Origin of the sequence: Flavobacterium sp., from assembly GCF_027482425.1 — a bacterium.
Taxonomy (GTDB): domain Bacteria; phylum Bacteroidota; class Bacteroidia; order Flavobacteriales; family Flavobacteriaceae; genus Flavobacterium.
Map to the genome: position 1 here is coordinate 1 of NZ_JAIXWA010000016.1, position 12,694 is coordinate 12,694.

8 protein-coding genes and 1 pseudogene are annotated in these 12,694 nt (G+C 39.4%); 6 read left to right on the top strand and 3 right to left on the bottom strand.

Translation table 11 applies throughout. From position 1 onward, the window contains the following. Window positions 1-151: 151 nt before the first annotated feature. The 3 genes from Q0037_RS01190 (at window position 152) to Q0037_RS01200 (ending at window position 2,132) form a co-directional block, all read left to right on the top strand. Window positions 152-667, top strand: coding sequence for a hypothetical protein (locus tag Q0037_RS01190; protein ID WP_297514156.1), 516 nt, complete (start codon window positions 152-154; stop codon window positions 665-667). Between the two features lie 151 nt (window positions 668-818). Continuing rightward, window positions 819-1,559: a hypothetical protein gene (locus Q0037_RS01195; RefSeq protein ID WP_297514159.1), complete on the top strand. Its 741-nt coding sequence runs from the start codon at window positions 819-821 to the stop codon at window positions 1,557-1,559. Between the two features lie 132 nt (window positions 1,560-1,691). Next, window positions 1,692-2,132, top strand: a complete 441-nt coding sequence (locus Q0037_RS01200) for a hypothetical protein (protein ID WP_297514162.1) — start codon at window positions 1,692-1,694, stop codon at window positions 2,130-2,132. Window positions 2,133-2,154: 22 nt separating this feature from the next. Here the strand turns inward: Q0037_RS01200 and Q0037_RS01205 are convergent, their stop codons facing one another. Then, the gene (locus tag Q0037_RS01205; RefSeq protein ID WP_297514164.1) at window positions 2,155-4,263 is read right to left on the bottom strand and encodes a M1 family metallopeptidase; all 2,109 of its coding nucleotides are present in this window, start codon (window positions 4,261-4,263) and stop codon (window positions 2,155-2,157) included. Between the two features lie 84 nt (window positions 4,264-4,347). Here Q0037_RS01205 and recG point away from each other — a divergent pair, with 84 nt between their 5' ends. The 3 genes from recG to Q0037_RS01220 all read left to right on the top strand — a co-directional run bounded on the left by recG (window position 4,348) and on the right by Q0037_RS01220 (window position 10,175). Then, window positions 4,348-6,453 (top strand): ATP-dependent DNA helicase RecG, encoded by a 2,106-nt coding sequence (gene recG, locus Q0037_RS01210; RefSeq protein ID WP_297514167.1) that lies wholly within the window; start codon window positions 4,348-4,350, stop codon window positions 6,451-6,453. 443 nt (window positions 6,454-6,896) lie between these two features. Next, on the top strand, window positions 6,897-9,320 hold the full coding sequence (pheT, locus tag Q0037_RS01215) for a phenylalanine--tRNA ligase subunit beta (protein ID WP_297514170.1): 2,424 nt from the start codon (window positions 6,897-6,899) through the stop codon (window positions 9,318-9,320). 135 nt (window positions 9,321-9,455) lie between these two features. Next, window positions 9,456-10,175: a hypothetical protein gene (locus tag Q0037_RS01220; protein ID WP_297514173.1), complete on the top strand. Its 720-nt coding sequence runs from the start codon at window positions 9,456-9,458 to the stop codon at window positions 10,173-10,175. Between the two features lie 386 nt (window positions 10,176-10,561). Here Q0037_RS01220 and rpsA read toward each other — a convergent pair whose 3' ends face one another. Together rpsA and Q0037_RS01230 are read right to left on the bottom strand one after the other, a co-directional pair. Next, the gene (rpsA, locus tag Q0037_RS01225) at window positions 10,562-12,322 is read right to left on the bottom strand and encodes a 30S ribosomal protein S1 (RefSeq protein ID WP_297514176.1); all 1,761 of its coding nucleotides are present in this window, start codon (window positions 12,320-12,322) and stop codon (window positions 10,562-10,564) included. 233 nt (window positions 12,323-12,555) lie between these two features. After that, a pseudogene (locus Q0037_RS01230) lies at window positions 12,556-12,694 on the bottom strand (MFS transporter); the annotation flags it as partial.

Here is a 12,694-nt window from a genome sequence, read left to right on the forward strand (position 1 = left end):
TACCCAAAAGGCGGGGATTTGTGCTATAAAGACAGATTTGTGGCGAACCAAACATTAGTTTTTCAAATCAAGTTTTGTAGTAAAAGTCCCGCCCTTCGGGTAGCTGCGAAACGTTATAAGCCATTTTGAGAAACTGCAAACCGACAACATTATGCAAATAAACACTTTCTGGAAAATCATCCTAAAATCAATTGGCCTCTGGCTTTTAATAAATTGTGTTTGGGTTATACCACAATTTATGTCAACTTTAAATTTTCAAAATGGTGAAATCAATTGGAATAGTTTGCTTTTGGTTTGGCTAATGAGTTTAATAACTTTATTTGCCTACATTTTTGTAACAAGAATCTTTTTATTTAAAACAGATTGGTTAGTCAAAGTTTTGAAATTAGACCAAAATTTTGCAGAAGAAAGGATTGATATCGAAATTCCACCAAAAACTATTCTTAGTGTTGTTGTGACAATGATTGGTGCAGTTTATTTTATAAAATCGTTTCCAAGTTTAGCAAACGCTATTTTTGAATTCTTAAAACAGAAAGAACTTATTAAAGATTATAACAATGCTGGATGGTTACTATATTTCTTTTGCGCAACACTTATTGGTTTTTGGGTGATGACAAACGGAAAAAGAATCAGTAACTATATTTGGAAAAGTAACACGCAAGATTAAAACGGCTTATAACAGCTGTTATCCGCTATGGCTGGATTTTCGTGAGTTGTACTTTTTTCAAAACGGAAAAATATTATCTTAGCTTTACAGTACGCAGTTCGTTGAATACGCTTGAGTAGGATAGCCATTAACGTCAGGCACAATATTAAAAATGACCGCTAAAACAAGTAACATATTATATTATAGTGGACTAATTCTACTTGCAATTGGTGCATTCGGATTGACTTTCGCAGCATTTTTTGCAATAATCGGATTACTTGTTTTTATCGTTGGAATAATTTTGATTTTGGTTTCTATTAAAAAGTCTTGGAAACACCGACTTATTCCAATTGGACTTTTCTTAATAGGAATTGTTGCTTTTTGGCCTATTTGGAGAGCACTAAACGCTGTTGGACCAGAAGTTTTTTTAATTCCTGAAAATTATCGTGGACGAGTAAATATCGTTTATAAAAAAGGGTGCGGAATAAACCTTGAGAAAAGCGAAGAAGGATTAGTATATAAAATACCGAATGACGGAATTCTAGTTCTTGACAAGGAACAGAAATTTGGGTTTATAGAGCATACTTATTACTTAATTGACTCAAAAGGTGTCCGAACTGAATTGCCCAAAATGGACGTCCGTGACTTTAATGAGGAATGGACGCTAGAAAAAAATTCAAACGAGCCACCGAGAGACAAGCTTGGAGTATTCCATTGGGGAAGAACAGGAAGTATGCTAAGGATGATTGACGAAAACGGAGAAGTTTCTAACCAAGACGACCTTTATACTTATAGCGAATTTTATGTTTCGACTTATAAAGATTTAACAGACAGATTTGATTTTAAGTACGAACGAAAATTTGACTCAATAAGAGATATTAAAATAGAAAAATGCAAGACAGTTGTAAAATAAATACTGTGCCCAAGAGCAGCAATCGTTTCACAACCCCTCCCAAAAAATTAAATTTTATATCTTATCAAAAAAAAATAACCTCGTTTAAAACTCCTGAATAAAAATCAGATAATCCATTGTAACCCTATCACCATGAAAACCTTTATCTCCTCCCTTATCGTCTTTGCCCTGTTAAGCCTTCCCTATCCCCTTCTAGCGCAATACACCGCAGTCGTGGGCACCTATGCAAAACATATTCTAACGGTCGACTTGGATGTGTTGGAGTATCAAATCAATTTGAAGAATGATGGCACGTTTACCTTTTCATACTATTCAAAACTCAAAAACCGAAGACCCACCGAAGACCACAAAGAAGGGCAAGGAACCTGGGTGCTAGAAAAAAATATCATAACTTTTACCAACAGCACTTCCGCTACCGAAACGCCCCAAAATCGTTTAGATTTTTCTGAAACTCAAGCCCGGTGGATTGCGCCTTCGCCACGCAATACTAGCGCTATTGTAAAACCGCAACAATTGTTGTTTCTGAGTTCCAAAGTCAATTGGTTGCCAAGGTTGGTGTTGGAGAAAACCTAACTACTGCATTTGTCTCCCCCGCTTATTGCATCAGGCGTCGTAATTCGGCCTGCTCGTCTTGGGGAAGTTCAGCAATCAAGGCCGTAAACTCTTCGCGTAACGCCTCTTGTTTAATCAATTTGCGAATGGTATCGCGTGCATATTTAACCAACTGCCATTTGGGATGTTGCGTGGCATTGACCAAGTTTCTGAGGACAGCTTTCTCTTGGGGAAAAAGAGAAACGACTTGTTGAAAGGCAGGAATTCGAGTGACACTTTCGTACTTGGGCGACGTAAAATCAATCAATTCCGCTTTTAGCGACGCATAATCGGGATTCGTTTCGGGCATCAAGACCAAATACGCCCCCAAATAGTCAATCCGCAATCCCAAATCATTAGCCCCTCGCCAGTCCTTAGCGAGTTCAAAATAGCGCATCCGATCGTTGGGAAAACGCTTTAACAAATGGACCAAAGCATTGCCCCGCACCCCATAGGAAGGCGCCTGCAACAGCGTTTCATAGGTTGCTTTCAACTGTTCAGGGATGTCTGTTAAGAGTTCACTCACCGCCGTCAATACATCGATATTATCCCCATGCAATGCCAAACGGTACAAGGCTTCGGTTTGCGCGATGGGGTGCCCTTTGAGTTGAAACAGCACTTCGGCTTGCAAGGGCCAAAACGCCTTCGATGCTAACAGGGTTGTAAAACGTGAAAGCTTATTTTCGAGCGGAAGACTGCGCTCTTTTTGGAGTTGCACCAAGGCTTGTACCATCGCACTCTTTGCCAAGCATTGGTTGATATCGGCTTCGGGATACTTGTACGATTCCAACCACCGCTGCTGAAACGCCTCCGTATCAAAATCAGAATAGCGTTGCACCACCGCCAAAAAATCGGCAGTGGCCACATTTTTAAATGCATACTTTTTTAAATACGCTTTTACAATTTCATCAAACACCTTTTTCCCAACCTGATCCTGAAGGTAATGCAAGGCCCAAGCGCCTTTTTGATAATACGACAACGAACTCGCTTTTTCATGTAAAATGGGTACCGTATCGTTTTTGGCCGCCGCTTTGATCAAGTTGGCATTGCGGTACAATTGATAGTAGAAGTAATCTTCGCCAAACAACTCTTTTTCAGCCAATAAAGCATAATACGTGGCAAATCCTTCTTGGAGCCAATGGTGTTTCCCCGATTGGGCCGTAATCAAGTCGCCAAACCATTGATGGGCCAATTCATGGGCATTGACATTGCAATAATTTTTATCATTTACGGCTATAGAATCTACAACATAATCTTGAGCAAAAAGCGTGGACGTTGTGTTTTCCATACCCGCGTACAAAAAGTCGCGTACGGGAATTTGTCGGTAAATGCGCCAGGGATATTTGACGCCAATTTCTTTTTCCAAAAAATTAAAAATCCGTTCATTGTGCCAATACGTCGTCGCCCATTTATCGGCATCTTTGGGTTGGAGATAGGATTCTAAAGGAATACCCGAAGCGCTGGTTTCTGATTTCACAGTAAAGTTCCCCACCGCCAACATGACCAAATACGACGCCATTGGTTTTTTCATACGATAGTTCCATGTGGTGTATATTTTTCCTTCTTGGATAGCGCGAAAGGATTCTTTCTTTACCAATTCGCCATTACTAAGGGCGGTCAATCGGTTGGAATTGGCGACTTCATTTTCGAGCGTAGTCACACTGATGGAGAACGTGAGCTTTTCATTGACATCATCAAAACTGGGCAACCAATGGCTGGTGTACTTGCCTTGTCCTTGGGTCCAAATTTGATAATCATCGGCTATTCCTACAAAATACAACGCTTGTTTCGGACGGGCTGTATAATTAAACGACAAGCGATTTTTCCCTTTTTTAAATCCGGTATACAACAGCAACTGACGCTCATTGGCACTGTACTCGACCGCTTTTCCGTTGAGCATCATCAAACTAAAGCGCATTTTTTTGGCGTCAATACGAATGGTATCGGTAGGCGCCTTCACGGTAAAAGTAAACTGGCAATGACCACTTACTTCTTTGGTGTCAAAATTAGGAAACACCGTAGCTTTCAAAGCTGTAAAATCAACGGATACAGGCGATTGAGCCCATAGAAAACCAGTGGCAAACAACGAAAGAAGTAAAGTGTAAAAACGCATAACAAAGGCTTTGGACAAAGATAAGGGAAGATTTCGAAATTCAGGTTTTTAAAGTATCTTAGCCCTTCGGATAATAGCCATTGTATGTCCACAACTTTAGATACTCCTATCGAATTCCTTAAAGGCGTTGGCCCCCAGCGCGGTGCACTCTTGCGCAGCGAATTGGAGATTCATACGTATGGCGATTTGTTGCACCTTTTTCCAAACCGTTACATTGATCGTACACGGTATTATACGATTAACCAACTGGTCAACAGTCCCACAGAGGTTCAAGTTATAGGCAAAATTGTCCATCTCAAAACAGTACAAACCGGCAAAGCAAAAAGTCGGTTGGTAGCTACTTTTATCGATGCTACTGGCGAAATGGAACTTGTATGGTTTCAAGGCCATAAGTGGATAAAGGAGAATCTCAAACTCAACCAACCTTATGTGGCCTTTGGTCGTGTAGCCCAATATGCGGGCACCCTTTCGATGGCCCATCCCGAATTGGAGTTGTTGGAAGAGCATCAAAACAGTCTCCGCACCGCCATCCAACCCGTGTATCCGAGTACTGAAAAATTGGCCAATAAAGGGATTTCCAATCGTGTTGTACTCAAAATGATGCAGCAGTTGTTTTTGGAAACGGGGGGACAATTTAGCGAAACCCTTCCCGCCTATTTGATGGAGCAATTAAAGCTTATCGCTAAACGGGATGCCTTGTTGCAAATTCATTTTCCCAAAGATCAAGAAGGATTGTTAAAGGCCCAATTTCGGTTAAAATTCGAAGAGCTTTTCTTCATTCAATTGCAATTGATAACCAAAAACTTGGTACGAAAACACAAAATAAAAGGGTTGCCGTTTACCCAAGTGGGAACACATTTCAATACATTTTATACCCAACACCTTCCCTTTCCCCTTACCCTAGCCCAAAAGCGAGTGATTAAGGAAATCCGGAACGATTTGGGCAGTCAGGCGCAAATGAACCGATTGCTGCAAGGGGATGTCGGTTCGGGTAAAACAATTGTGGCCTTTATGAGCATGCTCTTGGCCACCGACAACGGCTTCCAAAGTTGCTTGATGGCTCCAACCGAAATTTTGGCACAGCAACATTATAATAGTATTCAAGTTTTGGCGGCTCCTTTGGGTCTTCAAGTGGAATTGCTAACCGGATCGACCAAAACAGCTGAACGCAACCGATTGTTTGCTGCCCTCGCCGACGGGAGCTGTTCGATTGTCATTGGCACCCATGCCTTGTTGGAAGACAAAGTGCAGTTTCAAAACTTAGGCTTGTCTGTCATCGATGAGCAACATAAATTTGGGGTAGCGCAACGCAGTCGGCTTTGGCAAAAAAACACAGTACCCCCTCATATTTTGGTCATGACGGCTACCCCAATCCCTCGAACACTAGCTATGAGTTTGTATGGGGATCTTGACATTTCGGTGATTGATGAATTGCCTGCGGGCAGGAAACCCATTCAAACAGTCCACCGCTACGATGCAAACCGATTAAAGGTTTGGAAGTTTTTGAAAGATGAAATTGCCAAAGGGCGTCAGGTGTATATTGTTTATCCGTTGATTCAAGAAAGTGAAAAAATGGATTACAAGGATTTAATGGACGGATATGAAAGTATTTCGCGCGATTTTCCCTTACCCGAATATGCCATTTCAATAGTTCATGGCAAAATGAAACCCGCCGAAAAAGAGGCCGAGATGCAACGTTTTGCGCAAGGGAAAACCCAAATCATGGTAGCCACTACAGTGATCGAAGTAGGCGTCAACGTACCCAATGCATCCGTGATGGTGATTGAAAGTGCCGAGCGGTTTGGACTGTCGCAACTGCATCAATTGCGGGGACGCGTCGGTCGTGGAGCCGAACAGAGTTATTGCATTTTGATGACAAGCCATCAATTGAGTCAAGAGAGCAAGACCCGTTTGGAAACCATGTGCCGCACCAACGACGGATTTGAAATAGCCGAAGTCGATTTAAAACTTCGGGGGCCTGGCGATATTATAGGTACGCAACAAAGTGGGATTTTAAACTTGCAAATTGCCGATTTGGTCAAAGACAAAGATATTTTACAATTGGCGCGCAGCTATGCTTTGGAATTGTTGAAAAAAGATCCCGCGATGGAACGCCCTGAACACCAAACATTACGCGCTGTTTTTTTGGTTTTAAGTCGGAAAAAGAACATTTGGAATTATATTAGTTGATACCATTTATCGCTAATAATGTGCAAAAGATAACTATAGCCTATTCATCAAAGAGGTTTTTCTTTTTTTCTTATTCCATAACCTTCAACGGGAGTGATTTTTTGGGGCAATACAACTTCAAAGATTTTTTGTCTTGACAAAATTAGAACTCATAGCAAGCGAAATTAACAATTCATTTATTACTTGGAATAATGATTTACTCGATATAATGCATCGCGGTTTTAGAATATATAATGATTAATATTCATTTTTAATCTATTTTGGAATAACAACAAATTGTGTAGTGAAAGTTTGTTTTCTATTACAATATTTTTGATTTTAAGTATCGTTAATTTCAATTATCATATTTTTTGATTCACATCATATTGGTATAATTCACTTCAAATATTTTTACTATCCCGCCCGATATCGCTATCTTTGCCCCCGTCAAAATCAATACAATCATGCGAATTTCCTATAATTGGCTTAAGCAATTTTTAAAAATAGATTTACCTTCTGAAGAAACAGCGGCCTTGTTAACCGACCTAGGATTGGAAGTGGAAGTAGTCGAAAAATACCAATCGGTAAAAGGCGGCTTGGTTGGGGTTGTAGTAGGTGAAGTCAAAACATGCGAGAAACATCCTGACGCCGATCGATTAAAAGTAACCACCGTTGACTTAGGTGATGGCAATGCCCCCGTACAAATTGTTTGCGGTGCCCCCAATGTTGCTTCGGGACAAAAAGTACCCGTTGCCACAATAGGTACTATCCTCTTTGATGCGACAGGGAACGAATTTGAAATCAAAAAAGGAAAAATTCGTGGCCAAGAAAGCCACGGTATGATTTGCGCTGAGGACGAATTAGGTTTAGGCACCAATCACGAGGGCATTATGATTTTGGATGCCAAATTAAAACCGGGAACACCACTTGCTGAAGTTTTAAAAATTGAAAACGATGAGGTGTTTGAAATTGGATTGACACCCAATCGAGCCGATGCAATGTCGCACATGGGTGTAGCTAGAGACTTACGTGCAGGTTTGTTACTTCGCAATAAGAATATTGAGTTGATTACACCTTCGGTTTCAGCATTTAAAGTGGATAAACGCACGTTGAAGATTCCTGTCGATGTTGAGGATTCTAAATTGTGTCCACGGTATTGCGGTGTAACGATTTCGGGGATTAAAGTGAAAGCCTCTCCAGAATGGTTGCAAAACCGTTTAAAAGCGATTGGACTTACTCCGAAAAATAACATTGTGGATGTCACCAATTATATTTTACATGAATTGGGACAACCCTTACACGCTTTTGACGCAGCCAAAATCAATGGGAAAATCACGATAAAGACGGTGGCTACAGGAACTAAATTTATCACATTAGACGATACCGAACGGGTATTGCATGAAGATGACTTAATGATTTGTGATGAAACTGGTCCGTTGTGTATGGCGGGAGTTTTCGGAGGTAAATCTTCTGGAGTGACTGAAACGACTACTTCTATTTTTTTAGAAAGTGCGTATTTCAATCCTGTTACCATTCGAAAAACTGCAAAACGCCATGGATTGAGTACCGATGCTTCTTTTCGTTTTGAGCGCGGTATTGATCCTAATATTACGGAATATGCCCTAAAAAGAGCTTCGATGTTGATTATGGAAGTGGCTGGAGGCGAAATAACTTCGGATGTGGTGGATTTGTATCCCAAAAAAGTAGAAGATTTTTCAGTATTCTTGAATTTTGACAAAGCGTTTAAATTAATTGGGCAAGAAATTCCGAAAGAAACCATTAAAAAGATTTTAGCTTCATTAGACATTAAAGTCAATAGTATTACCGATGCTGGATTGGGATTAATTATCCCAGCTTACCGCGTAGATGTCCAGCGCGAGATTGATGTGATTGAAGAAATTCTTCGAGTATATGGGTACAACAATGTAAATTTTACCAAGAAAATCAATGCTACGGTAGCCAATTCGCCGCGCACCGAAGATTATAAATTACAAAATATCGTGGCCCAACAGCTCAATGCATTAGGGTTTCATGAAATGATGGCCAATTCGCTTACTACGGGCGACTATGTAAAATTATCCCCTCAGTTAAAAGAGGAATACAACGTATCGATGTTGAATCCGTTGAGCAACGATTTGGCAACCTTACGACAGTCAATGCTGTTTTCAGGCTTGGAAGCATTGTCATATAACATCAACCGGAAAAATGCGGATTTAAAATTGTTTGAGTTTGGGAAAACCTATCACAAATTGTTATCGGGCTATCAGGAGAAAAAACATTTAACCGTTTTCATGACGGGAAATCGAACCGCTGAACGTTGGAATGAACCCCAACGTCCTACCGATTTCTTTGTTTTCAAAGGGGTGATTCTTTCCCTTTTTGATCGATTAGGATATCATAAAATTGAGGACAAACCTGTGCACAACGATGTGTTTTCGGAAGGAATTTCACTGGGTTTTGGTAATGATGTATTGGTTGAATTTGGAGTGGTTAAGAAACATATTATCAAACATTTTGATATAAAGCAAGAAGTTTTTTATGCCGATTTTAATTGGGACTTGATTATCAAAATGATTTCCAACAAAATCAAATTCCAAGACATTCCTAAGTACCCTGAAGTTCGTCGTGACCTTGCGTTATTGGTAGATCAAAGTGTTGCTTTTGAAAGTCTATATAAGCTTGCGTGTCAAACGGAAAAAAGTTTACTGAAACATGTGAGCTTGTTTGATGTATATGAAGGAAAAAATTTACCTGAAGGTAAGAAATCGTATGCCTTGAGTTTTATACTTCAAGATACGACTAAAACCCTTACCGATACACAGATTGATAAAATCATGAACAAGTTGCAAACCGTCTTTCAAAATGAAGTCGGAGCCCAACTTCGTTAAGTAAAAAACATACAGTATAAAAATAGAAGCCATCGTAATTGATGGCTTTTTTAGGTAAAAAATTAACGAAAGTTCATCGTTATACGTCTGTAATTTCTTTTAAATTCGTAATTGTCAAACTTTTACCTCTTCACCATGAGATTGCTTGAAAAAAGATCGTTAGCGGTGGAATTGCAGCAAAACCGCAACAAGGTCACTTCCCCCGTGTCTTTAGAAGAATCGTTGCGCAACACAAGCAAAACGAATATGTTAGCCGCTTCCAAAGCGTGTGCTACTTCTATAGAACCGCTTATTTCCAATTCCAATGCATTAACTTTTGATTTATTGGACACACAGCGTATCTTTCATGAAACGCACATCAAAAAATTGTGTATTGACTACCGACTTCGTTTTTTAGATATAACGTTATTTAAACAAGATTTTCCTGTGGAAGCCATCAATGCAATTCAAGATATAGAAAAAGTACATGGCCTATCGCTTCAAGGAATGAAAATTGCGGCTCCTTCAAAGACCTTTAGCCTGAAAAATTATGACGACCCCTTGTTGTTTGCCCCTTTGGGAAATAACTATTACTATTTGATTCACCAATGGGGAAATGATGTGTCCCCTTGGCGGAAGTGGAAATATTGGCCGATTAAAAATGCAGTCACATTTATGATTTTTAGTTTGGTATTGAGTGCGTTATTTACTTGGATAATGCCCCTCAACAAATTAGGTACAACACTATTGTGGGCGCCGTTTATTGTGTTTTTATTTGCTTTCAAATCTATTGTTGCCACTGTAGCCTATTACTTTTTTATGCTGGGGAAAAACTTCAATAGTGAAATTTGGAACCGTCCATTCAAAGAAAATTAAAAAAGAACCGATTCGTAAATGAATTGGTCTTTTCATTTTAAACCCAATAAAAGATTAATAAGTATTTACGGTAACACTTCGCTATCTACTGCATGAATGACTCCATTGAACTGGAAAACGTTGCCAATTGTAATGGCAGGTAGATTTCCGTTTCGGTCACTTTACCATTTACGAATTACCTTTTTGCGTTACGGTCAACTCTCGTTCTGCTTCAATTTTCAGTGTCGCTTTTTCTTATTTTTACCAAGCTCATCAAATCTTCGACAGAAAATTTTCATGCGACTACGTGAACTTTCAATTCGGTATGCAATTTTTGAAAATTTTTGGGGATAAAAAAATCCCGAACCTAAGTCCGGGATTTAGAATATGTGTTAATCAACTATTGATTATTTTTCACCTTTTTCCATTTTAGCTTTCAATTCTGCTAAGATGTCATTGTTATCTCCTAAAGTTGAAGCAGGAGCGTTGTTAGAAGTGGTTTCCACAGCTTTCACGTTTTTCTCTTCCTCTTCTCTGAAGATTGCGGTGTGAGAAGCAACAACACGTTTGAATTCTTTGTTGAATTCAATTACTTTAAATTCAGCAGATTCTCCTTTTTTCAATTTCTTACCGTCTTCTTTCTCTAAGTGACGCGCTGGAATGAAGGCAATTACATCATCTCCGAAATCAACCGTAGCGCCTTTGTCAACGATTTCAGCAATAGTTCCGCTGTGAACTGTACCTACACCGTAAGCCGCTTCATGCTTATCCCATGGATTTTCGGTGGTTTGTTTGTGACCTAACGAAAGTTTTCTTCCTTCAACGTCCAATTCTAAAACAACAACATCTAATTTGTCACCCACGTTTACAAACTCCGACGGATGCTTGATTTTTTTCGTCCAAGACAAATCAGAAATATATACTAATCCATCGATTCCTTCTTCTAATTCTACGAAAATACCGAAGTTGGTGAAGTTACGAACGATACCAGTATGTTTCGAACCAACAGGGTATTTTGAAGTAATATCAGTCCAAGGATCTTGTGACAACTGTTTGATACCTAAAGACATTTTGCGCTCATCGCGGTCTAAGGTTAAGATAACTGCTTCAACTTCGTCTCCTACTTTTACGAAATCTTGTGCCGAACGTAAGTGCGTAGACCAAGACATTTCAGAAACGTGGATTAAACCTTCAACTCCTTCAGCAACTTCAATGAAAGCACCATAGTCTGCGATAACGACTACTTTACCTTTTACTTTATCACCTACTGATAATTCAGAGCCTAAAGCATCCCATGGGTGAGCATGCAATTGTTTCAAACCTAATTGAATACGTGTTTTCTCATCATCAAAGTCTAAGATAACAACATTCAATTTTTGGTCTAATTCCAATACTTCGCTTGGGTGGTTGATACGTGACCAAGACAAGTCGGTGATGTGGATTAATCCGTCTACACCGCCTAAGTCGATGAATACACCGTATGAAGTAATGTTTTTAACAACACCTTCTAATACTTGACCTTTTTCTAATTGACCGATAATTTCTTTCTTCTGAACTTCGATATCGGCTTCGATCAATGCTTTGTGTGAAACCACAACATTTTTGAATTCGTGGTTGATTTTCACCACTTTGAATTCCATCATTTTGTTTACATATACATCGTAATCACGGATCGGTTTCACGTCGATTTGAGAACCTGGTAAGAATGCTTCGATTCCGAATACGTCAACGATCATACCCCCTTTAGTTCTACATTTGACGAAACCGTTAACGATTTCACCTGTTTCGTGAGCTGAGTTTACGCGATCCCAAGATTTGATTGTTCTTGCTTTACGGTGAGAAAGTACTAATTGTCCTGTTTTGTCTTCACGTACATCGATTAATACTTCTACTTTGTCCCCAACTTTTAAGTTTGGATTGTAACGGAATTCGTTTAATGAAATAACCCCTTCCGATTTTGCATTAATATCAACGATAGCGTCACGGTCAGTGATACGAACAACCAAACCTTCAACCACTTCTTCGTTGTCGGTTGAGATGAAAGTCTTAGCTACTAAGTCTTCAAATTCTCTTAAATTGTTTTCGTCTACTGCGTCGATTCCCTCGGCATAGTTATGCCAGTTAAATTCATTTAAAAACGCTACTTGATCTTTGTTTAATTCAGCCATGCTGATGATTCTATTTGTATGCTGTGCTTTTCGAGTTTCTTTCGCGAGTAAAATACACAACAGTGTTTTACGTAAATGATTCAATACCAATTGGAAACTCTTCTTCGCCAAAAGGTGTGCAAAAGTACGTTTTTATTCTTAATCTCAAAACATTTAACACAGAAAATTAAGCGATTAGAAACAAAAAACCCTCTCCAAAGAAAGGGTTTTCGTTTTTTATATTAATGGCTTACTTAAGCGACTTCCTCTGGATTGTGTTTGTGTTTAAAGAAAAGGGCAAATAGGATTGCAATAATGAGTGAATAGACGGCAAAAGCTAACCAAATATTGTGCCAGTCGCGAACACCATCGTGAGTAAAATACTTTTCAATA

What these genes read in the sequence shown, in the direction of transcription:
- Q0037_RS01200 (WP_297514162.1), top strand. Translation starts at nt 1,692, where the DNA reads ATGAAAACCTTTATCTCCTCCCTTATCGTCTTTGCCCTGTTAAGCCTT.
- recG (WP_297514167.1), top strand. Translation starts at nt 4,348, where the DNA reads ATGTCCACAACTTTAGATACTCCTATCGAATTCCTTAAAGGCGTTGGC.
- rpsA (WP_297514176.1), bottom strand. Translation starts at nt 12,322, where the DNA reads ATGGCTGAATTAAACAAAGATCAAGTAGCGTTTTTAAATGAATTTAAC.
- Q0037_RS01190 (WP_297514156.1), top strand. Translation starts at nt 152, where the DNA reads ATGCAAATAAACACTTTCTGGAAAATCATCCTAAAATCAATTGGCCTC.
- Q0037_RS01195 (WP_297514159.1), top strand. Translation starts at nt 819, where the DNA reads ATGACCGCTAAAACAAGTAACATATTATATTATAGTGGACTAATTCTA.
- pheT (WP_297514170.1), top strand. Translation starts at nt 6,897, where the DNA reads ATGCGAATTTCCTATAATTGGCTTAAGCAATTTTTAAAAATAGATTTA.
- Q0037_RS01220 (WP_297514173.1), top strand. Translation starts at nt 9,456, where the DNA reads ATGAGATTGCTTGAAAAAAGATCGTTAGCGGTGGAATTGCAGCAAAAC.
- Q0037_RS01205 (WP_297514164.1), bottom strand. Translation starts at nt 4,263, where the DNA reads ATGCGTTTTTACACTTTACTTCTTTCGTTGTTTGCCACTGGTTTTCTA.